The sequence below is a fragment of the Caulifigura coniformis genome (genome assembly GCF_007745175.1).
Lineage (GTDB): Bacteria > Planctomycetota > Planctomycetia > Planctomycetales > Planctomycetaceae > Caulifigura > Caulifigura coniformis.
The window spans coordinates 2,403,202-2,425,238 of sequence record NZ_CP036271.1 but is presented as its reverse complement, the minus strand read 5'-3'; the positions used below and the strand labels follow the sequence as shown (position 1 = coordinate 2,425,238).

Below are 22,037 nucleotides of genomic sequence, written 5' to 3'. Positions count from 1 at the left end.
CTTCCTGCCTGAATCAATCAGGCGAGATCGCGATCTTCGAACAGCAGGAACGCCACCAGGATCGCCGCAGCGACATACGCCACCGTGTAAACGGCGTTCAGCGCCACGTACTGCACCGGGATGGTTTTCCCTGTCGAGATCGCAGGGGACATATTGAGATTATCCAGGGCTGGCAGCAGCGTGGCGACCAGATTTGCAAAAAACTGGACAAACACGAGCTTAAATCTGCCGGCCGCAACGAGCACAGGAGTCAGGTGCCCGATCACGAAGATGGCGAAACAGGTGATCATGTTCGGCAACATCGGGAGCCGCGTCGAAATGGCGACGCTCACGGCCGCCATCAGAGCGGCTTCCATGAGGATCAGCGTCAGGCCCGGGATAATCGCGTTCGCCGCCGCCAGGCGCTGCGGCTCGGGCTTCGGAATGCTGCTGCCTTCCGCCATCACGTAGTACTCGAGGGCCCCTTTGGCCTGCTCCTTGTGGTCGTATCCGAACTTCAGATAGGTCGAGACATACATCACGAGCCCGAGCACGACGAGCAGCGTCAGCACGCCCTGCAGGATTCCGAAGTATTTCCCGAGGATGAACTGCCGGCGATTGATCGGCTTCGACAGCAGGGTCATCGCCGTCTTGCCTTCGATTTCCTCTGCGACCGCGATGCTCGCGGTCCAGACGGCCAGCAGCAGGCAGCAGATCAGGATCGTCGACAGACCGCAGTCGATGAACATCTTCGTTTCGTCATCCATCGCGAAGAACGGAACGATCATGTTCGCGATCACGACCAGGACGCCGACGGCGGTGAGAATCGAGAACACCGGCTGCCGCAGGCATTCTTTCCAGGTGGCGCGGGCGATCGTTCCGGCCCGCGTTCCGTAGTTGAAGAGCGCCAGCAGGATGGCAAAGACGCCCAGGCCCGCCAGGAGAATCAGATTGGACGAGGCCACGGTCGCCGGGGCGGCCGCCTGCGCAAGGGTCGTGTGCATGGAACCAACGCAATCGAACCGGGAGAACAGCTGAAAAAACGAGCTTTCACTCTAACCGAGGCCCCCACCGGAAAAAACTGACTCCCCTCGGAAAACGGGCTCTGGAGGGGGCCGCAGAGTGCGTCCCTCTGAGGGGAGCGGTTGGCGCGGATGGATCGGACCCGCAACTCCTGCCGAAACTGCCCCAACCCACCATCTAGTTCCCGTTTACACCATCAGAACCACCCGCTATATCTTCCACCGTCCGGCTGTCGGCAGGCGGAACAGACGGCGACGAATGTCGCTGAAAGATGGAGATTCAGGCGGCTCAGGCCGCATCATGGTCATCGGATGCGTCTCGGGCAGGTGGCTCGCCCGGGATTGATGATCGCAAAAAAACTCGCGAAAAAGATCGAACGGGAATGGCGGTGACCGCCCTCCCGCACCAAGGAGCAAGACGTGTCGGACATGGAGATCGCGGAAAAGGTCAAGGACATCGTCAGCGATAAGCTGGACGTTCCGCGCGAAGAGGTCGAAGAATCCAAGAACTTCATCAACGACCTGAAGGCTGACTCGCTGGCGCTTGTCGAACTCGGAATGGCCTTCGAAGACAACTTCGGAATCAGCATTCCCGACGAAGACTACGAGAAGCTCAAGACGGTCGGCGATGCGGTCAATTACGTGAAGAAGGCCCGGTCCGGCTGAGGCCGCCTGGCCGCTGGCCAGGACGGCGGGCAGCGAGGGGTTGGCGAGAGGCCAGCCACTTGACGGCCCGCCGCAGTCGTCTCCAATGCATGGAGGCGACCGGTGGAAGTCGTAATTCAGCTTCGGAAAGGATTTCCGAAGTCGTGCTGCCGCAAAAACAGGATGTTTCCAACCCGGCGCCCGTCATCAGTGGAATGACGGAATGAACTGTCATGCGTAGACGAGTTGTCGTCACAGGTCTGGGTGTCGTTACAGCTCTCGGCTGCGAAGTCCGAGCGTTGTGGGACAATCTCTGCGCCGGCAAAAGCGGCGTTGGAAAGATCCAGCGTTTCGACGCCTCGGAATTCAAGGTTTCGTTCGGCGGCGAAATCTCCGACTTCAACATCCAGCAGCATTTCGAGATCGGCGACAAGGACATCCGCCGGATCGACCGCTTCGTGCAGTTCGGAATGGTTGCCGCTCACAAGGCAATCACCCATTCGGGCATCGACCTCGGCGCGGGCGACGCCTACCGCTACGGCACGCTCATCGGCAGCGGCATCGGCGGGCTCTCGGAAATCGAAGCCCAGCACGCCGCCCTCTTCGACCGCGGCCCGCAGCGCGTCTCGCCGTTCATGATTCCCAAGCTGATGGTCAACGCCGCCAGCGGGAACGTATCCGTCCATTGGAAGCTCAAAGGCCCCAACAGCGCGGTGGCCACGGCCTGTGCCTCGGCGACCAACGCCATCGGCGACGCCTTCAAGCTGATCCAGGGTGACATGGCCGACGTGATGGTGACCGGCGGCAGTGAAGCCGCGATCACCCCGATGGGACTCTCCGGCTTCGCCCGCATGCAGGCCCTTTCGACCCGCAACGACAACCCCCAGGGAGCCAGTCGCCCCTTCGACAAAGGTCGCGACGGTTTCGTGATGGCCGAAGGCGCCGGCGTCGTGGTCCTCGAAGAACTCGAGTTCGCACGGGCCCGCGGAGCGACGATCCTGGCCGAAGTGCTTGGTTACGGCATGTCGGCCGACGGCTCGCACATGACGAGCCCCGATCCCGAAGGACGCGGTGCCGCCCGCGCGATGGCCGGCGCCCTCCGCGATGGCAAGCTGACCGCGGACCAGATCCAGTACATCAACGCCCACGGCACGAGCACGCCCCAGGGCGACAAGGCCGAGACGATCGCCATCAAGACTGTTTACGGCGACCACGCGAAGAAGCTCTGCGTCTCCAGCACGAAGAGCGCCATCGGTCATCAGCTTGGCGCATCGGGCGGCGTCGAATTCGTGGTGTCGGTCCAGACCCTGCTCGATCAGGTCGTCCCGCCGACCATCAACCTCGAAGATCCCGACGACGAGTGCGATCTCGACTACGTGCCGAACAAGGCCCGCAGCCTGAAGGTCGACCGCGTCATGTCGAACAGCTTCGGCTTCGGCGGCCACAACGCCTGCCTGGTCCTCGGCAAAGCGCCGGAATAGCCCGCTCGAACGCCGGGCCACGGCCATTTGCCGGGTCGCCAGGCGCGGACGGGGCCCGGGCAGCTTCATTCCGACCGGCGGCTTGCGGGAATTGATCCGGATGTATCGCCGATTTCAGTGACGTGACGGGATGCCACTTTCCATGGGCGCCTTGCGTCTCGCCAGGTGACGGACTTGTCCCGCCGGCGAATCGTCGTGGCGGTCATTGCCCTGTGCGCCGGCGGGCGGCACACTCATCTTCGATGAAACCCAATCTTAGTGACATTCGTGAGCGGAACCTGGCGCGGCTCCGCGACGAGGGGTTCAAAGTCGCGGGCAGCCTGCCTCTCAACGACAAACTGATCCAGCTTCGGCCCATTCGGGAAATCGCTCATCGGCTGATGGCGCTCGATGCCCTCTACACCTGGGTCGCCGATCTGGAGACCCAGGGGCCGCGCATTCGCGAGTATGACCGGATCAATCGCCTGACTGAGATGATGACTCCGGAAGAACAGGAGATCTGGGCGCTCGACCGGGACGAAGCCCACGCCGGACACGTCGACGCGATTGGCTGGCGCCTGGAAAACATGTGGTCACTGGCCTGGGTCCTGGGCTTCTGGCGCACTCCCGGTGCGCTGGGGGGCATGATCCCGGGGGAGACCATCCTGGAGATGCTGCTCAAGTTCCTGCCCGGACTCGAGAGCTCGGTGGACGATCTTGTCGCGAAATCCACGCCGCAGCCGACGGCAAGGGTGATCGAGCTGACCGACTATTTCTATTGCGCTCACAACGCCGTGCGGAGCGCGCAGGTCGGACGCCGCACTGTTCCGAAGGGATTCCATCCGGTGGCGGACGGAGGCACGGTGCACGAGCGGCGTCACGGCCTCGCCTGGTGTCTCTCGCCGGGGGGCGCGTGGGACGACGTCGACTTGAGTACCTGACAGAGGTCGCGGGGACGGCCGCTGCGGAGGCCAGCCAGTTCCACGAGCCCGAGTCAGGTTTTCCCGGGACATCGGCCCCGGGTTCGACGAACGCGGGCCCGGTTGTCCAGTTGCCAGGCAACCTGGCCTGAATTGACAGCAGCTCCGCGCTGGTCCCGTGCGGGAAAACCAATAATCACAGGGTGATTGTGTGTGATGTCATGGCGGGCCGTCTCCGGGCCGGTTACTGTCACGCCGCCAGATTCTCTGCTGCATGGCGGAATTGGACCGCCGTTCTGGCGGCAAGTCGCTCAAGAGTCCCAATCGCTGATTACGTTGTTTTCGTTCAGGGAATGTTTGAGTAATGGTACGAGTGAGACGTTCTGGTTTTACGCTGATTGAGCTGCTTGTCGTCATCGCCATCATCGCGATTCTGATTGCCCTGCTGCTGCCGGCCGTGCAGCAGGCACGGGAGGCCGCACGAAGGACGCAGTGCAAGAACAACCTCAAGCAGATGGGGCTGGCACTGCATAACTATCACGACACGATGAACATGTTCCCCCCGGCGACGATCAATCCGGGCGCGGCGAGCTGTGATCTGTTCCTCGTGGCGCCGAACCGGCAGGTTCTGAATCACACCGGCTATATGTTCATGCTCCCCTACATGGATCAGGGGCCGCTGTACAACCAGATCAATTTCAGCCTCCCTTCCGGCAACGCGCTGCACACGACCGCTTGCTCGGCGACCGTCGGCTCGACCTGGCCCAACCTGACCGCGCTCGACAACGTCGTCCCCGGCTTCCTCTGTCCTTCGGGAACGCCGACCGATAACCCGAGCACCTCGACCGCTGCGGGCCCGTACTCCCGCAACCGGGCCCATCGCACGAGCTACGGCTTCGTGACGGCTCAGACGGAAATCGGCACTGCGTCCATCTGGGCGAAAACGTACCGGGCGGTGAACGACAACACGAAGTCCGCCTGGTGGCACAACGGCGCCGCCCGGATCGGCGAAATCCAGGACGGAACCAGCAACACCATGCTGTTCATCGAGACGCCGCTGCAGAAGCAGGTCGCCCAGGCCGGGCCGTACTGGAACCAGTACACTCACACGATGTACATCGTGCCCAGCCGCGGCATCAACGTGCCATATGCGACGACTCCTCCGCAGCCCTATGTGTACGCCTGGGGCGCGGGAAGCGCGCACACCGGCGGAGCTCACGTGTTGCTGGGGGATGGAGCAATCCGCTTCCTGAGCCAGAACGTCGATATGACGACGATCACCGGACTCGTTTCGATCAAGAACGGCGAAGTCATCGGAGAGTTCTAAACACCGGCGACCCGGGCACACGCCCGATCGTTCGTCGTTGACGGCTGGATCACGGCTGCGGAGAAGCCTCCCGCGGCCGTGGTCACATTCCTTCCGGATTCCAACAGCGCCCTTCGGACGCTGTCGTGGCTTCGGTCAGGGATTCAGAGAGGGGGCCGGATTTGCCAGCTCCCCATTCAGGCGAGGCATCATTTTTTTGAGATTCATACCAATGCGGAACAGGTTTCTGAAGATTGCTGCCATTCTGGGAATGACCATCGCCACGGGCTGTGGGACGGGCGAGCCCCCGCTTCCGGAACTCGCCCCCGTGACTGGCACGGTCACCCAGGGCGGAAAGCCGGTTGCTGACGCGATCGTCACTTTCCAGCCGGAAAAAGGCCCCCTGGCGGTCGGCAACACCGACGCGGCCGGCAAGTTTGAGCTGAAGTACATGGGGACGAACCCCGGCGCTGCTCCCGGCAAGTACACCGTGCGCATCAGCAAGATGTCCGGCGAGGCCGGGGATGAGTTGATCCCCCGCAAGTACAACGAGGCGAGCAAGCTGACGCAGGAAGTCACCCAGGCCGGCCCGAACGACTTCAAGTTCGAGCTGTAACCCGCGCGGGCAAATCGTCCTTCCGCCGGTAGGGCCGCAATGGCTGGCCCCTCCGGCTTTTTTTGTCGCGATTCGAATCGGCCAGACCCCGGAGGGATGCCTACGTCTTCCCCCTGCCGACGTTCAAACCGAGGGAGACCACCTGCGACCGCCCGGCGACAGTCTGTGCTCAGTTGGACATCGCCCGCCCGAGCCTCCCGAGAGGTGATCGGTTCCGGCTGACTGTCGAATGGCAGATTCGGCCGCAGCGGAACATGATGTTGCCGCCAAACTTAAGGTGGGTTTCATGTCGCGGACGTCGGCCGCACGCGGTGTTGAGTGGTCCCCGATTGCGGTTCGGCCCGCGATCTGCGAGAACCCCGCCCCCATCGGGGACCCTTTCCATCAGGGAAAGGCAGGCTGGCGAGAGCGCTTCTCGCACCTGTCGTCTGCGGCCGAGGAGTTTGAAGAGACAGGCGGGAGGTCAGTGGCCGGCGATGGCTCGGAGGGCGTTTGACGCCTGGCGATCTTCGTTTTCGTGTCGCCGCCCCCTTCCCCACGGTCCGCCAGACACGGATCTTGAGAATTCTTCGCGCTCCCGCACAAATCTGTGCGAACTGACTCGGCTGTCGGACGATCCATATTCCCATTCGTCATGCCCAGGTCCGGCTCAAGACGGTGGCGATGGCGAATGTGAATGGCCGCAATGAATGCGGCATCGGAGTGACTCCCTTGTGGCCCTTACGGAAAGCCCAGACCGCGATCATTATCGCCGGCTGCCTGGGCACTGCGTTTCTTCAGATCGTCACCTCAGCAGCAGCGGTTCAATACACGCGAGCTCTCGGAGGCACGGGTCTCCACGTCGGCGTCTTTAACGCCCTCCCGACCGGTATGCTGTTCATGCAGCTCCTGGCCGGGCTTGCCGCCAACCGCCTGCGCTACCGCCGCCCCCTGTGGTTCGGGCTGTCGCTGATCCAGCGGACGCTGCTCGTGCCGGTCGCGCTGGCTCCGGTCTTCTGGCCGGGTGTCTTCCACACCGGCTGGGTGTGGGTGTTTCTCGCCGCGAACATCGCGCTGCACGGCCTGGCCCAGTTCGGCTCGCCTCTGTGGATGTCGTGGATGGGCGACTACCTTCCCCGCGAAGGTCTCAGCGATTTCTGGGGCATCCGCCAGCGGTGGATGAACTGGACGATCTCCGCCAGTCTCGCGACCTGCGCGCTGTATGTCGCGCTGTCCGGGATGACGATCCAGCAGAGCTACACCCACCTGTGCATTCTCGCTTCGATTGTCGGCGTGATCGACCTCTGCCTGTTCCTCAGGATCGAGGAACCGCCGGTCAACCCGGCCGCCAGCGCGAACTGGAAGCAGGTGTTCCTGGAACCGTTCCGGAACTCGGCATTCCGGTCGTTCATCAAGTACGCCTGCATGTGGCACTTCGCGGCGATGATCGGCGCCCCGTTCATCAGCCTGTATCTGCTGCAGCACATCGGGATGAGCCTGTTCCAGGTGCTGATGCTGTGGTCTGTTTCCGCGATCGGCGGCGCTCTTTCGGCGGCGGCCCTGGGCCGGTTCGCCGAACGTCACGGCAACAAGCCGCTGCTGACCTACTGCACCCTGTTCAAGCCGTTGAACATGATCGTGCTGCTGCTCGCCCCGCGCGATCCGAACCTGGCGTTCATGTTCCTCGCGCCGGCGTTCATGGTCGATCACGCGATGAACATCGGCATCCAGATCGGCCAGGAAGGGTTCCTGCTCAAGCAGTCCCCCTCCAGGAACCGGGCCATGTTCATCGCCTCCGGCATGGCGATGGCCGGGCTGGTCGGCTGTGCGACCTCGATCAGCTGCGGAGCCATCCTGACGTCGCTCCACGGCTGGAATACGACGCTCGGCAGCTGGAGCGTCAACGGCTTCCACCTGCTGTTCTGCGCCAGCGCCGTGATGCGGGCGACCACCCTGCGTTTCGTGAGCCGCATCGAAGAACCGACCGCGGCCGATCACAGGCTGCTCGCCATCCAGATCATTCGCCGGCAGTCGATCCGCCTGAGTTCAGGTCGCCGCCGCAAGGCCGCGGTGCGGACGACCCGGCTGATCACGAGCACGGCTCCGGCCGATCGGGCCGCGTAGACGGCGGTCGATCCGGTCCGGCGCGCCTTCAGCCGGAGGCCGGAGTGTCGAGCGGCCGGAAAAACTGCTCGCCCTCGATCTTTGAACTATTGATGACGGGATCGAGCGGTTGCAGTTCGAGCCGCGTGCCTTGCCACGGATGCAGCAGTGAGAGCAACGGCTCCGGCTCCCGAATTTCCGGATCGAGCCAGGCCGGCCAGTCGTCGCGATGCAGGATCACCGACATGCGATCCTTCAGCCACGCCATGTCTGAGTTGGGTTCGGTCGTGATGTGGGCACAGGATTCGAGCGGCTGATTGCCGCCGTTCCACGTCTCCCAGATCCCCGCAAAGGCGAAGGGCTCGTCGCCGGGCAGATGGATGTTGTAGGGCAGCTTCTCTTTTCCGCGATGCTCCCATTCATAGAAGCCGGTCGCGGGGATCAGGCAGCGCCGGTGCTTGAAGGCAGACCGAAACGCATTGGTCGTCGCGACGGTTTCGGCGCGAGCGACGATGAGGGGCTTGCCGGCCTTCGGGTCCTTGCTCCAGGACGGGACGAGTCCCCAGCGCATATTCGTCGCCACGCGCTCGCCGTTCTGCTCGCGAATGGCCACGACGGTCTGCGTCGGGGCGATGTTGAAGCGAGGCTGGTACTCGACGCTGCGGACGACGCCAAAGATCTCGGCGAGCTTCTGCGGCGAGATTCGCAAGTTATAGCGGGCGCACATGATCGGGATTGTAGCGGCCGGACGGGAGCCGGGCGGAACTGCGATTGGCGGATGAGCGGTTGCGTGAAACGTGTTCATGTGTACACTTAATCGCATGGCCACTCCGAACCATGTCCTGAGCGCGCTTGCCCACGAGCTCCAACGCCGGCAGGCGGTTCGCGCCATCTCGGAAGGCCATTCGTCCACGGGGGCGTCGGCCCTCGACCAGTTGCTGCCCAACAGGGGATTGAAAGCCGGGGGGCTCACCGAATGGCTCTCCCATGCCGCAGAAGGCGGACTCACTTTCGCCCTGCTGGCGGCTTCACAGGCGATGAAGTCCCGCGCTGCTTCGGTCGTCGCGATCATCGATCCGAAGCGGCAGGTTTATCCGGCCTGCCTGCCGGGATGGGGCATTCCGCTGGAGCGGGCGGTGCTGATCCGCCCCTCAAGTTCTGCCGACGCATTATGGGCCTGGGAGCAATCGCTCCGCTGTCCCGGTATGGCCGCTTGCCTGGGATGGCTTCCCGAGACGTCGTCGGTCGCGCTTCGGCGATTGCAGGTCGCTGCGGAGCATGGGGGCGGACTCGGCTTGCTGGTACGGCCCGCTCGGGCGATGAAGGAGCCGAGCTGGGCGGATGTGCGCTGGCGGGTGATGCCGGTGCCGATTGTTTCCTCGAATGCCCGCCCAGATCCGCTGCGCGGGCGACGATTCCGTGTGGAACTGGTTCGGTGTCGGTCTCATTTTGGCGGCGGAGTCGCAGACGTGGAGTTTTGTCCCCATGCCGCGAATCCTGTGCGTCTGGCTCCCGCTCTGGCCGATCCAGCGGTTGCGCTCCGAGCGACCGGAAGCTAGGCGCCGTCCGCTCGCCCTGCTGGAAACCACGCCTCGAGGCGAGCGGCTCGCCGTTTGTTCGCCTGCCGCCAGCCGGCTTGGCCTGCGGCCCGGCATGTCGCGGGCGGAGGCGGAGATTCTCGCCGGCCATCCTTTACTGAAAGGACAAGGGAGCATCCTGCTGCTTCCGATGGAGCCGGAGGTCGATCGTCAATGCCTGCATGAGCTGGCACTTCGATGCCGGGAACGCTTCAGTCCGATGACGGCGATGGAAGAGGGCGAGCGGCCGGAATGCCTGTTTCTGGATCTTGATGGCTGCGAGCATCTGTTCGGCGGCGAGCCATTGCTCGTGCGGGCGCTTGTCCGGCTCTTCAGGGCGAAAGAATGGAGGCTCCGCTGCGCCGTGGCCGACACGGTGGGGGCGGCCTGGGCGCTGGCCCACTATGCCAGCCGGAGCATCGTCACCGTTCCGAGCGGAGCGACCGAATCTTCCCTCACGCGACTCCCGCTCGCTGCTTTGCGACTGCCTGGCGATGCCCTTCACACCCTGGGTGGACTCGGGATTGAGGACGTCGGACAGTTGCTCCGGTTCGCCAGGGCGGAACTGGCCTCGCGATTCGAGCCAATCGTCGTTCAACGGATTCGCCAGGCGCTCGGCATTGATCCGGAGTTGCTGATTCCCGTTCGTGAGCCCGAGCCGATCGTTGCAAGATGGGCGTCCGAAGAGGCGACCTGCGATCAGGCGGCCCTGGAGATCATTTGCGGTCAGCTGCTCACCGACGTTCTTGATGTCTGCCGGTATCGCGGCATCGGCCTGCTTCAATGCCTGTGCCGATTCGAAGCCGCGGGCCAGCGACGTGAAACTTATACCGTCGAGCTGGTCCGCCCGGCAGAAGACGCCAGGCATGTGCTGAATCTTCTCGTGCTTCAATGGGAGCAGCGGCCGTTTCCCGGATCGGTTCACAGCGTCTGGATGGAAGCCACCCGGACGATGGCGCCTACCGATCGGCCCGGAACGTTATTCGACAATGGCCTTCAGTCGGCTTCATGCCAGGACGTGGAGCGGTTGATCGAGCGGCTGAGCAGCCGCCTGGGGAGGGATGCGGTGTTGCGAGCGTCGCTCTCTCCCGATGCCCAGCCGGAGTTCAGTGTCGCTGTGTCACCGTGGATCGATGCGGTTTCAACGAAAGCCGCGCGGCCGAACAGATTCTCCACTCCGAAGATCACACCGTCCTTGCCCTGGGAGCGACCCGCGACGCTGCTGGCGCCGGCTGGCCTCATCGTCTGGTCGGTGGTGCCGGACGGCCCACCCCAGCGGGTGAGATGGAAGGACCAGCTCCGTTCGGTCACGCGCTGGTGGGGACCGGAATGGATCGAGACCGGCTGGTGGGAACGACTTCAGTGCCACCGGGAGTATTACCGCGTCGAACTGGAGACCGGCGAATGGCTGTGGATCTTCCGCGATCCGTCGAAAGGAGACTGGTTCCTGAATGGAGTCTTCGATTGAGCCATGCCCGAGCTTCCGCGGGAAAAAGAACGTCCCTATGTCACGGTGTCGCCTCATCTGGCGGCGTCTGCAGGCTCCGGGATTCCATACGCCGAGTTGCATTGCAAAACCAACTTCTCCTTTCTGGAAGGAGCGTCGCATCCGGACGAGTTGGTGAACCGGGCGACGGAACTCGACTACGCGGCCCTCGCCATCACGGATCGCAACAGCGTGGCCGGTGTCGTCCGCGCTCATGCGGCTGCGAAGCGCACGGGCCTCACGCTCCTGATCGGCGCGGAAATCGCGCCACAGGACGGTCCATCGCTCGTGCTGCTCGCCACGGATCGAAGCGCCTATGCGAATCTCTGTCGGCTGCTCACGCTGGGTTGCCGGCGGACGAAGAAAGGCGAGTGTCTGCTGAGCCTGGACGACGTTGCCAATCACGCTGATGGACTGCTCGGCCTGGCGGTGTCGTCACCACTGAGTGAAGACACGTCGCCGCTCTCCTTCTGCCACGACATCTTCGGCGATCGCGGGTACCTGTTCGGCGAATTGCATCACGGTCCGGACGATGCCTGGCGGCTGGAGCGGTTTCAGGAGCTGTCGCGGGCGACGCATCTGCCGCTCGTCGCCAGCAACGACGTGCATTATCACGACCCGAAACGCTGCTATCTGCAGAATGTCCTCACTGCGATCCGGCACCGCTGCAAGGTCTCTGAACTGGGCCCCCGCATTTTCCCCAATGCCGAGCGGCACCTGAAATCCTCGGGCCAGATGCGGCAGCTCTTTGCGGCCGCGCCAGAGGCGATTGAACGGACGCTGGAGATCGCCGGCCGCTGCCATTTCAGCCTCGACGAGCTGCGATACGACTATCCGGAGGAACTGTGTCCTCGCGGCGTCACCCCGAGAGAGCATCTGGCGAAACTGAGCTGGGAGGGCGCCCGCCAACGTTATCCCGATGGGATCCCGGACAAGGTGCGGACCCTGCTGGAACATGAACTCGCGCTCATCGCCGAGTTGAGATACGAGGCCTATTTCCTCACCGTGTGGGACCTCGTGCGGTTCGCCCGCAGTCGGAACATTCTCTGCCAGGGGCGGGGCTCGGCCGCCAATTCGGTGGTGTGTTACTGCCTGGAAGTGACCTCGGTCGATCCCGAGCAGATCGACGTGCTGTTCGAGCGGTTCATCTCCAAAGAACGCGGCGAAGCGCCCGACATCGATATCGACTTCGAGCATGAACGCCGCGAGGAAGTGATCCAGTACGTCTACGAGAAATACGGCCGCGAACGGGCGGGCATGACGGCCGAACTCATCACCTACAGGCATCGCTCGGCCGTCCGCGACATCGGCAAAGCCATGGGCATGTCGCTCGACCAGGCCGGCCGGATGGCCGGAGTGATGGAGCATTATGCCGAGGATGCCAGCACCTTTGACCGGCGCTTCCACGAGGCCGGCGTCGATCCGGGCTCCCGGATCATGCGGCAGTTCAAGTTTCTGCTGAAGGATCTCCTGGGCTTTCCGCGACACCTCAGCCAGCACGTGGGCGGCATGGTGCTGTCGCATCGGCCGCTCTGCGAACTGGTCCCCATTGAGAATGCGAGCATGCCGGGCAGGACGGTCATCCAATGGGATAAGGATGACCTGGACGAACTGGGCATCCTGAAAGTGGATTGCCTGGCGCTCGGAATGCTGACCGCGATTCGGAAGGCGTTCCAGCTCATCGAACACACTTATGGACGAGAGCTGACGCTCGCGAACGTGCCGAAGGAAGATGCGGCCGTGTACCGGATGATCCAGCGGGCAGATACGCTCGGCGTCTTCCAGATCGAATCCCGGGCTCAGATGGCGATGCTGCCGCGGCTCAAGCCCAAAGAGTTCTACGACCTGGTGATCGAAGTGGCGATTGTCAGGCCGGGGCCCATTCAGGGCGACATGGTGCATCCCTATCTCAAGCGCCGCTGCGGCGAGGAGAAGATCACCTATCCCAGCAGGGAGGTTGAGCGTGTGCTGAGCAAGACGCTGGGCGTGCCGCTCTTCCAGGAACAGGCCATGAAGCTGGCCGTCGTCGCGGCGGGCTTCACGCCAGGCGAGTCGGACCAACTCCGAAGGGCGATGGCGGCGTGGAAGAGAAAAGGGGGCCTGGGTCCGTTCAAGACCAAGCTCATCGCCGGCATGCTGATGAAGGGCTATGACGCGGACTATGCCGAGCGCCTGTACCGGCAGCTCGAAGGGTTCGGAAGCTACGGCTTCCCGGAAAGCCACGCCGCGTCATTTGCGCTGCTCGTCTACGTCTCGTCCTGGCTCAAGTGTTATTTCCCCGATGCGTTCTTGGCGGCGATCCTCAATGCCCAGCCGATGGGTTTCTATGCACCGGCCCAACTCGTCTCGGATGCCCGTCAGCACGGCGTGGCCGTGCATCCCGTCGACGTGAATGCGAGCAGTTGGGAATGCACGCTCGAAAAGCCTGCCGGTTCCGGCCAGGCGGCCGTCCGCCTCGGCTTCTGCATGGTGAGCGGCATGCCGGCCAAGGCTGTCGAGCAGATCATGGCGGCGCGCTCGTCCGGCCCCTTTCGCTCGCTCGCGGAATTCCGACAGCGAACACACCTGGGCCGGCCGGTCCTTGCCCGCCTGGCTCAAGCGGATGCGTTCGGTTCGCTCCAGCTCGATCGTCGCCAGGGCTATTGGCAAGCCCTCGAACAGGCTGCCTCCGGCCCCCTGGAGTTTCAAGCCGATGATGCACCGACCCCGCCGCTGGGGCAGATGCACGCATGGGACCATGTGCTGGCCGATTATCGCACGACCGGGCTGTCGCTTCGCAATCACCCGCTGACTTTCCTGCGGCATGAACTCGACAACCTCGGGGTCACACCATCGAGCGGCCTGGCCGATTGGCCCGAGGATCGACGGGTGAAGGTCGCGGGCCTGGTGCTTCTGCGGCAACGGCCGGGAACCGCGAGCGGGATTACATTCTGCACGCTGGAAGACGAATGCGGGCACGTCAATCTTCTCGTCCACGCCGGGACGTGGGAACGATTCCACAAGCCAGCACGTACGTCCAGGCTGATGCTCGCCCGCGGCATGGTGCAACGGCAGCATGGCGTGATTCACGTGATCGTCGACCGGATCGAGGATTTGTCAGGCTGGATCGAGTCGGCTCTGCCGAAGTCGCGGGATTTTCGGTAGCTCGACTGCCCCGGCGACAGACACTCCACTTCATGGAGTACGTTCAGGAGGCGTTGGCCGAAGCCGGACAGACGGTCGAAGGCATCATCGCCGTGCGCGAGGACGACAACCGGATTCGTCGCGCCCTCAGCATGACGCCTTCGATCCAGTTCGATCGCTCCGAAATCCGTTTCAAGCTCGTGAAAAGCTGGCAGGAGCGACCCGGAACCGGGTGCAGTTGAACGTCGGCCCGGCTGACGAACGGACCGGACGGCCAACGAAGTACGCGTCAGCTCATGCTCATCGCCGGTCATGCGGGGAACGCATGCGGGACGCGGGGGCCCCCCCGTTGGTGATCTGCCGGGTGATGCGGCACTCATCCTGGGAGACGACTCGGAAGCACTATGCCCCCGGCGACATCCAGCAAGATGCGGCTGTCCTGCAGCGTCTCCTGGGGAAGCCGGTGAACGCCGGGCCAGAAGCTCCGGCAGCGTGACCTGGACCCAACGGTACCCAAAAAAAGTGGGGACACTTTGGGGGCAACAAAAAGGGCCGCTCGACGTATGTCGTTGCGGCCCTAGGTACACCCCGGAGGGCTCGAACCTCCAACCTTCGGTTCCGTAGACCGAATACGGATCTTGCGAAGGAGTTGACGGGTAACGTGTTATGGAAGTCTGGGGAAGAGCGCGCAGCGTTATGGGAGTGCGCCGAGGCCGCTGATTGTCGCGATGTGACTCAACCTGACGCTTACGCGAATAAGCAACTTGACCTGATCGACTCTGTTTGGGGCGATCTTCCCCCGTCGATTCGTGCCGCGATTGTGTCAATTGTTGAGGCAGCCTTGCCAAAGCCTAACAGCAATTCACACCCCGCCTGATGCAAACAACGACTGCTCGGATGTGGTTAAAGCGTCAGATGTGAGAGTGCTGCAAACTCCCTGAGTTTCCGGGCATGTTGACGAGCTTCGGACGGGATATTGCGATCACGATCGACAGCTGATGGAACCACCTCCAGGGGTGTGCCGCTTCAACGGCCGATTTGACGTACACCCCGAGGAAGCGAGAGAGACCCCTAACTTTTCAACATCCTCAGGCCATTCACGATGACAAAGAGTTCACTGAGTTCATGACCGATAACCGCGACAGGTAATGAAAAACTCCCCATCAGTGCACCGACGACCAGAACCGCTGTGACGACCACCGACAATACGAGGTTTTGCGTGACAATCTTCTGAGTTCTCTTCGCCAGCCGCAGGGCATAGACCAGCTTCTCTAGATCATCGGCCATCAACGCCACGTCCGCTGTCTCCAGGGCGACATCCGTGCCAGCCGCCCCCATCGCGACTCCAACCGCGGCCTGAGCAAGCGCGGGCGCGTCATTAACACCATCGCCGACCATCGCCACCCGACCATGCTTGTCCGTGAGCTCTCGCACCTTCGTAACTTTGTCTTCCGGCTTGAGATCAGCGAATACCTCGTTGACGCCTACTTCATCCGCGATGACACGCGCCGCCAGGGCATTGTCGCCGGTAAGCATGACCACTTTCTTGACACCGGCGTCACGCAGCGCACGAACGGCCTCGCGCGCGTTCGCTCGAACGTTGTCACGAACGGCAATTAGTCCCCAGGCTCGCGCTTTCTCCCCGAGCAGGACCACCGTCTTGCCCTCGGCCTGCAGGCGTGTGATTGTCCCGGCAATCTGTCCCAGGTCGGCATGGAGTTCCCGTTCGAAGAACTCGGGCTTCCCTATGTAGACGATCGTCCCTTGATAACGTGCCGTGGCCCCGGCGCCGGTGATCGAACGGAAATCTTCGACCGACGCGGACGCGATTCCGTCGGCTTCCGAACGCCGGACGATCGCTCGCGCCAAGGGATGCTGGCTACTCGCTTCAATGGCTGCGGCCACAGACAGCAGGACATTGTTCGGGAAAGCCGCTTCATCGCCGGAAACGACGTCGGTCACGTCCGGCTGTCCACGCGTGATGGTGCCCGTTTTGTCCAAGGCGACGACCGTCACGTTCGCCAATTGCTCGACATGAATTCCGCCCTTGATCAAAACGCCCATCCGCGCGCCCGTACCAAGGGACGCGACCAAGGTGATGGGAATCGAAATAACCAGCGCGCACGGGGCGGCGGCGACAATGAACACCGTCGCCCTCGTCAACGCGGTAAGCCACTCCGCGTCAAGCAGAAGCGGGGACAGGATTCCAAGTGAGACGCCGATGACGAGGACAGCGGGGCTGTACCATGCGCCAAACCTCTCGATGAAACGCTGACTCTGGCCTTTCTTCTCCTGCGCTTCTTCCACCATCTCGATGATGCGCGAGATGGTGTTTTCCGCGAACGTCTTTTCAGCACGAACATCCAAGGCGCCTTCGCCGTTGATGCTGCCAGCGAACACAGAGCTGCCTGCTTCCTTCTCGACTGGGACGCTTTCGCCGGTGACCGGCGCCTGATTGACGCTTGACCGGCCGGACAGGACCTTGCCGTCGGTCGGCACCGCCTCGCCAGGTCGCACAAGGAACACGTCGCCGACCTGCAATTCTTCGACCGGGATTTCGATCTGTCGTCCGTCGCGCCGCACCGTCGCCCGTTTCGGAGTCAGATCCATCAGCGCTTTGATCGCAGACCGCGTTTTCTCTTCCGTATAGCCTTCCAGGGCTTCACTGATCGAATACAGGAACACCAGCATGGCGGACTCACCCGCCTGCCTGAGCGCGAAGGCCACGATGGCGGCGACGCCCATGAGCAGCTCGATGCCGATCCGCCGCTCGAACAGCAGGTCCTGAATGGCCTCGCGACCGAAATAGAATCCGCCGATGAGCACCGCCAGCAAGTAGCCGCCGGTACTCAGGCCTTCCGGCAAGTCGACGAGCGATGCGATCCACGCCAGCAACAGCAGCAGGCCGGCCAGGACCGAAGTGATCACCTTTGGGTTGTTCCACGGCCTAACCGCCGGTGGCCTGCCTCGCTCTGCTGATACCGGGAACCCGATCTCGGCAAGCCGCGATTCGACCGTCTCACGCGAGGTCCGTTCTTCATCGAAGGCAAGGCGGACCTTGGCCGCGGACGAAGAGATGCGAACGACTTCGATTCCGGGCGTTTGCGCAAGCCCCCTGCGAAGTCGGGACGCATCATGCTCACAGTCGAGGTTGGCGACGCGAAGATCAACGTGCTGCATCATCGAGTTTTCTGTTCGTCTTGAAGCCTCACGATTTGGCACGGGGCGAGTTCGCCCTTGGACGCCTCCGGCGACATACGCCGCCGGAGGTGCCCGAGTGCATGCGGACTAGGCACATTTTGGCTCTCGAGCGTCCCTCGGCGTCGCAGTGACTCACGGTTCTATTCGCGCGGCTTGCTTGTGAACGTGCCTGCCGGGCACTGAATCTTCACCGGCTGTTCCCCGCCGCTTTCGACGGCCTCCCACACGGCCCGGGGTGATACGGAGCCGCCCGGAGCACACCGGACTCGCAAGGTTCGCTCTTCGACGCTCATCGTTGCCTCGGCAACCTGGGGCATCTGAGAAAGTTTCTGCACGATCTTCTTGCCGCACGTCGGGCAGAGCTTTTTGACCGTTACGATGGTGGGCTGAGGCTCCCCCGCGGTTGAGATCGCGTCGAAACCGCAGACGGCGCACAGCGTCATCGACATGACCATTACTTGGAAAGTTTTCATCTCGGAATCCCTTCTTGTTCTTTGCCAATCCTGGCGGTGAAAATGAACCTGTTATCCACGGCGGGATCTCGGGTAAGAGCCAACTTCTGCGGCTTCAGCGCTGGCGTCAGCATCTGTGTAGCCGAACTTGAGCAGCCGCACATGCAGCCCTGCTGCGGCAGGCAGCAGGCGATAATCGCCAACCCCTGCAATGCTCTTCGACTAAAGGAGGGTGGCGTTGACACGTTTGCTGCCTGCTGCGTACCAGAACTTCCTGCATCCCATGACGGTCGTGACCGGGGCCGCGGCCGAAGCCGGCGATCCACGTTCGAAACTTCTTCGATAACCTCCGTTCGAAATCCTGCGGCGGCCGAAGGTCATTGCGCGACGGCGGACCGTCCGGCCCCTCGCCACGCATAGATTCCCAGCGAGAGCGAGGCCAAACCGTTGATGACGCCCCCGAGGGCATTCCACAGCGGCGTCTGATGGATCCCAAACACTTCGAGATTCGTTCCGGACAGCCACAGATAGCCATGCATGCAGGCGTGGAACGCTTCGGCACCGCAGGCGAACTTCGCAATCTCTTTCGCGAGGCTCATCGCAATCCCTCCACAAGGAGACTGACCGGCCTTATCCCTCGCGCTTCGGTGGCTTCTTGCCGTATTTCGCTTCGTACTGCGCAGCGAATTTCGCTTCGAGTTCCGGGTGACACAGGAAGCACTGCGACTCGGGTCGGTCATGCTCTTTGCACCAGTCACCCTTCTTCTGCATCTCGGCGGCGACCTTGCTGCTGCACAAGCCGCAGATGTCTTCCGGGACGCCGTGTTCGGTGCACCACCACCCGTCGTGGATGTGGCCTGCTTCCGACGAGGCGCCTTCCTTCGCGGCGACGTCGGCCGTGCCCGCCGCCGGCTGTGTGCCGGCCTTCCCGCATCCCATGACGGCCGCCAGCGCAACCGCGGTCGAAGTGATGATCCACGTTCGAAACTTCATCGGTGAACTCCGTTCGAAAACGACAAACTCGATGACGAGGCAGCAACGAGTGCCTCGTCGGGGGTTTCTTCCTCGTGCGCCCGATCGCGGCGGTGCCGCTCCACGGGTGCGTTGAAGATCAGGTACAGCACGCGCAGGACGAGCAGCGACATCACCATCGCCCCCAGCACGCCGCCGATGACGACGGTCGCCAAGGGGCGCTGCACTTCCGCGCCCATTCCTTCGCTAAAGGCCATTGGCAGGAAGCCGAGGCTCGCGACGAGCGTCGTCATCAGGACGGGACGCAACCGCGTGATGGCCGCTTGCGTCACGGCCTCGTCAAGCGGAAGGCCCTGCTGGCGCAGCTGGCGGATATACGACACCAGGATCATGTCGTCGAGGACAGCGACGCCCGACATGGCGATGAAACCGACGCCCGCCGAGATCGAGAACGGCATGTCCCGCAGCCAGAGCGCGAAGATGCCGCCCACCCAGGCGAAGGGAATGCCGGTGAAGACACGCAGGGCGTCGACGACGTTGTGGTACGTGAGGTAGAGCAGAATGAAGATCAAGACGAGCGCTAGCGGCACGACGACGAGCAACCGCGTCCTCGCCCGTTCGAGATTCTCGAACTGGCCGCCGTACTCGACTCGGTACCGGCCGGGTGGGAGCGCCACCCTCTCGGCGATCTTACGCTGCGCCTCGGCGACGAAGCTGCCCAGGTCCCGCCCGCGGACGTTGGCCGTCATCGTGATCCGCCGCTGTCCCCACTCGCGCGTGATGGTTGACGGTCCTTCGACGACTTCGACGGCGGCCAGCCGCGTGAGCGGGATCCGCTCCCCGGCCGGGGTGGCGATGAGCATCGCACCGATCGACTCCGGGCTCTGTCGGATGTCTTCCGGCAAGCGCGCGATGAGGGGGAATCGCAGCTGCCCCTCGACGATTTCACCGAGCGGTTTGCTGCCGATCGATTCGACGAAGTCGAGCACGGTCTGGGCCGACACGCCGTAGCGCGCGAGCTGGTCCTGCTTGACCTTGATCTGCACCATCGGCTGGCCGGTGACTTGCTCGGTGTTAAGGTCCGCCGCGCCCGGAATCGAACGCAGCACGGTTTCGATTTCCTGGGCCGTCTTCACTAGTTGGTCAAAGTCGTCGCCGAAGAGCTTCACGCCGAGGTCCGACCGGACGCCCGAGACCATTTCGTTGATCCGCATTTCGATGGGCTGCGAGAACCCCAGCTTCGTTCCGGGAAACTCGCGAAGGAGCTTTTCCAGCTTCTCCGTGAGTTCGGCCTGGGTGTGGGCCTTCGTCCACGCCGAGCGTGGTTTGAGTGTGATGAAGATGTCAGTCAGCTCGACGCCCATCGGATCGGTCGCCACTTCGGCCGTGCCGACGCGGCTCCAGACGTTCTCGATTTCGTCGGGGAATTCCGCGAGCAACGCCTTCTCCATGTGCGTGTTCGAGCGAATCGACTCTTGCAGATCCGTCCCGGCGAGGCGGATCACGCCGGCGACGATGGCCCCCTCCGAGAGCTTCGGCACGAACTCCGAGCCGAGGTTCGGGGCGATCATGCCGAAGGCCAGGATCAGGACCGTGGCCGCGAAGCCCATGACCGCGAGCTTGTGATGCATTGCGAACTGCAGGATCGGATAGTGGATGGCGTGGGCCACCCGCATCAGCCACGGTTCGCGTTCCTCGATCTTCTTGGGGAGCAGGATGCTGGCCAGCACTGGCATCAGCGTCAGCGACAGGACCATGGAGCCCATGAGCGCGAAGATGACCGTGAGCGCCATCGGCCGGAACATCTTGCCCTCGATCCCCTCCAGGGTAAGGATCGGCAGGTAGACGATCATGATGATCAGTTCGCCGAACATCGTCGGCCCGCGGACCTCGACGGCCGCGTCCCGGATGATCTCCAGGCGGCTCTTGCGGCCGTTCGAGTCGTGTGCCAAGTGCCGCACGCAGTTCTCGATCATCACGACCGAGCTGTCGACGACCATGCCGAAGTCGATCGCGCCCAGGCTGAGCAGGCTGGCCGCGATGCCAAACCGGTACATGCCTGAAAAGGCGAAGAGCATCGACAGCGGGATCGCCAGTGCGACAATTATCGCAGCCCGCAGGTTGCCGAGAAACGCGAACAGCACGGCAACGACGAACAGACCGCCTTCCAAGAGGTTGTTGCGGACGGTATGGATGACGAAGTCGACAAGTTCGGTGCGGTCGTAGACCGGTTTGACCTGCACGTTGGCCGGCAGGGTGGCCTGCAGCGACGCGAGCTTGTCCTTCATCGCCCAAGTCACCTCATGGCTGTTTTCGCCCATCAGCATGAAGCCGAGCCCGAGGACGACTTCGCCTTTGCCGTTCGCCGTGACCGCGCCCCGCCGGATCTCATGTCCGATGACGACCTCGGCGACGTCCCGCAACTGCACCGGCACGCCATCTTCGGAAGCGAGGACGATCTGCCGCAGTTCGTCTACGCCCACAGTCCGGCCAAGCCCTTGGACCAGGAGCATCCCGCTCTCCTGCGAGATGTTGCCGCCGCCGACGTTGAAGTTGTTGCGCTGCACCGCGGCCGTGACTTCCTCAAATGTCAGCCCGTGCTTGATCAGCTTGTTGGGGTCGATGCGGACCTGGTACTGCTTCTCGTAGCCGCCCCAGCTGTTGATCTCGGCGGTCCCCTGCACGGTGCGCAGCGGCGGCTTGATCGTCCAGTCGTGAATCGTCCGCAGGTCCGTGGGATCCGTTCCTTGACCAGTGACCACGTAATGGAAGACCTCGCCAAGGCCGGTCGCGACCGGACCCATCTTGGGCCTGCCGATGCCGGCCGGAATATCGATTGTGGCCAGTCGCTCGTTGATGAGTTGTCGAGCGAAGTAGATGTCCGTCCCATCTTCGAAAATCACGACGACCTGCGAGAGCCCGAACTTGGAGATCGACCGCATCTCTTCGAGACCGGGCAGCCCGCTGATCGCTTGTTCGACCGGGAACGTGATCTGCCTCTCCATCTCCTCAGGACTGAGGGCCGGGGCGACGGTGTTGATCTGGACCTGCACCGGCGTCGTGTCCGGGAACGCGTCGACGTCGATGTGCTGCAGCGAGAACACGCCGGCGACGGCAGCCGCGACGACGCCGAGGACGACGAGCACCCGGTTGTGTAGCGAAAAGTCGATGATGCGGTTGAGAACGTCCATGTGGT

The 22,037-nt window shown here is 63.0% G+C and carries 18 protein-coding genes; 11 read left to right on the top strand and 7 right to left on the bottom strand.

All coding sequences use genetic code 11. From position 1 onward, the window contains the following. Positions 1-17 precede the first annotated feature (17 nt). On the bottom strand, positions 18-983 hold the full coding sequence (locus tag Pan44_RS09595; RefSeq protein WP_145029555.1) for an ABC transporter permease subunit: 966 nt from the start codon (positions 981-983) through the stop codon (positions 18-20). A 447-nt stretch (positions 984-1,430) separates the two neighbouring features. Between Pan44_RS09595 and Pan44_RS09590 the strand changes: the two genes are divergently transcribed. The 6 genes from Pan44_RS09590 to Pan44_RS09565 all read left to right on the top strand — a co-directional run bounded on the left by Pan44_RS09590 (position 1,431) and on the right by Pan44_RS09565 (position 8,051). After that, a complete protein-coding gene (locus tag Pan44_RS09590; protein WP_145034972.1) occupies positions 1,431-1,667 on the top strand; it encodes an acyl carrier protein in 237 nt (78 codons plus the stop codon). 212 nt (positions 1,668-1,879) lie between these two features. After that, the gene (fabF, locus tag Pan44_RS09585; RefSeq protein WP_145029553.1) at positions 1,880-3,127 is read left to right on the top strand and encodes a beta-ketoacyl-ACP synthase II; all 1,248 of its coding nucleotides are present in this window, start codon (positions 1,880-1,882) and stop codon (positions 3,125-3,127) included. A 242-nt stretch (positions 3,128-3,369) separates the two neighbouring features. Beyond that, the gene (locus tag Pan44_RS09580) at positions 3,370-4,047 is read left to right on the top strand and encodes a DUF4272 domain-containing protein (protein WP_145029551.1); all 678 of its coding nucleotides are present in this window, start codon (positions 3,370-3,372) and stop codon (positions 4,045-4,047) included. Positions 4,048-4,399: 352 nt separating this feature from the next. Then, positions 4,400-5,353 (top strand): DUF1559 domain-containing protein, encoded by a 954-nt coding sequence (locus Pan44_RS09575; RefSeq protein WP_231754265.1) that lies wholly within the window; start codon positions 4,400-4,402, stop codon positions 5,351-5,353. A gap of 211 nt (positions 5,354-5,564) precedes the next feature. Beyond that, a complete protein-coding gene (locus tag Pan44_RS09570) occupies positions 5,565-5,948 on the top strand; it encodes a carboxypeptidase-like regulatory domain-containing protein (RefSeq protein ID WP_145029547.1) in 384 nt (127 codons plus the stop codon). Between the two features lie 663 nt (positions 5,949-6,611). Beyond that, positions 6,612-8,051: an MFS transporter gene (locus Pan44_RS09565; protein WP_145029545.1), complete on the top strand. Its 1,440-nt coding sequence runs from the start codon at positions 6,612-6,614 to the stop codon at positions 8,049-8,051. 28 nt (positions 8,052-8,079) lie between these two features. Here the strand turns inward: Pan44_RS09565 and Pan44_RS09560 are convergent, their stop codons facing one another. Further along, a complete protein-coding gene (locus tag Pan44_RS09560; RefSeq protein WP_197453981.1) occupies positions 8,080-8,835 on the bottom strand; it encodes an SOS response-associated peptidase in 756 nt (251 codons plus the stop codon). A gap of 16 nt (positions 8,836-8,851) precedes the next feature. Here Pan44_RS09560 and Pan44_RS27335 point away from each other — a divergent pair, with 16 nt between their 5' ends. The 5 genes from Pan44_RS27335 (at position 8,852) to Pan44_RS28080 (ending at position 14,712) form a co-directional block, all read left to right on the top strand. Then, entirely contained in the window at positions 8,852-9,589 is a 738-nt protein-coding gene (locus Pan44_RS27335) for an ImuA family protein (RefSeq protein ID WP_231754264.1), read from the top strand. Then, positions 9,516-11,075 carry a Y-family DNA polymerase gene (locus Pan44_RS09555; protein WP_197453979.1) on the top strand — a complete coding sequence of 520 codons (1,560 nt, stop codon included), beginning with the start codon at positions 9,516-9,518 and terminating at the stop codon, positions 11,073-11,075. The genes Pan44_RS27335 and Pan44_RS09555 overlap by 74 nt, the downstream gene beginning before the upstream one ends. A gap of 3 nt (positions 11,076-11,078) precedes the next feature. After that, positions 11,079-14,237, top strand: a complete 3,159-nt coding sequence (locus Pan44_RS09550; protein WP_145029538.1) for an error-prone DNA polymerase — start codon at positions 11,079-11,081, stop codon at positions 14,235-14,237. 32 nt (positions 14,238-14,269) lie between these two features. After that, positions 14,270-14,458 carry a hypothetical protein gene (locus Pan44_RS09545; RefSeq protein WP_145029536.1) on the top strand — a complete coding sequence of 63 codons (189 nt, stop codon included), beginning with the start codon at positions 14,270-14,272 and terminating at the stop codon, positions 14,456-14,458. A gap of 125 nt (positions 14,459-14,583) precedes the next feature. Beyond that, positions 14,584-14,712 carry a hypothetical protein gene (locus Pan44_RS28080; protein WP_261342602.1) on the top strand — a complete coding sequence of 43 codons (129 nt, stop codon included), beginning with the start codon at positions 14,584-14,586 and terminating at the stop codon, positions 14,710-14,712. Between the two features lie 575 nt (positions 14,713-15,287). On the opposite strand, the gene Pan44_RS09540 is transcribed toward Pan44_RS28080, so the two are convergent. The 5 genes from Pan44_RS09540 to Pan44_RS09520 all read right to left on the bottom strand — a co-directional run bounded on the left by Pan44_RS09540 (position 15,288) and on the right by Pan44_RS09520 (position 22,032). Beyond that, the gene (locus tag Pan44_RS09540; RefSeq protein ID WP_197453978.1) at positions 15,288-17,399 is read right to left on the bottom strand and encodes a heavy metal translocating P-type ATPase; all 2,112 of its coding nucleotides are present in this window, start codon (positions 17,397-17,399) and stop codon (positions 15,288-15,290) included. 158 nt (positions 17,400-17,557) lie between these two features. Continuing rightward, positions 17,558-17,890: a cation transporter gene (locus Pan44_RS09535; protein WP_145029534.1), complete on the bottom strand. Its 333-nt coding sequence runs from the start codon at positions 17,888-17,890 to the stop codon at positions 17,558-17,560. Between the two features lie 356 nt (positions 17,891-18,246). Further along, on the bottom strand, positions 18,247-18,468 hold the full coding sequence (locus tag Pan44_RS09530) for a hypothetical protein (RefSeq protein ID WP_145029532.1): 222 nt from the start codon (positions 18,466-18,468) through the stop codon (positions 18,247-18,249). 31 nt (positions 18,469-18,499) lie between these two features. Next, positions 18,500-18,862 (bottom strand): RND transporter, encoded by a 363-nt coding sequence (locus tag Pan44_RS09525; protein WP_145029530.1) that lies wholly within the window; start codon positions 18,860-18,862, stop codon positions 18,500-18,502. After that, on the bottom strand, positions 18,859-22,032 hold the full coding sequence (locus tag Pan44_RS09520; RefSeq protein WP_145029528.1) for an efflux RND transporter permease subunit: 3,174 nt from the start codon (positions 22,030-22,032) through the stop codon (positions 18,859-18,861). Before Pan44_RS09520 ends, Pan44_RS09525 begins: the two co-directional genes overlap by 4 nt. Positions 22,033-22,037: the final 5 nt, after the last annotated feature.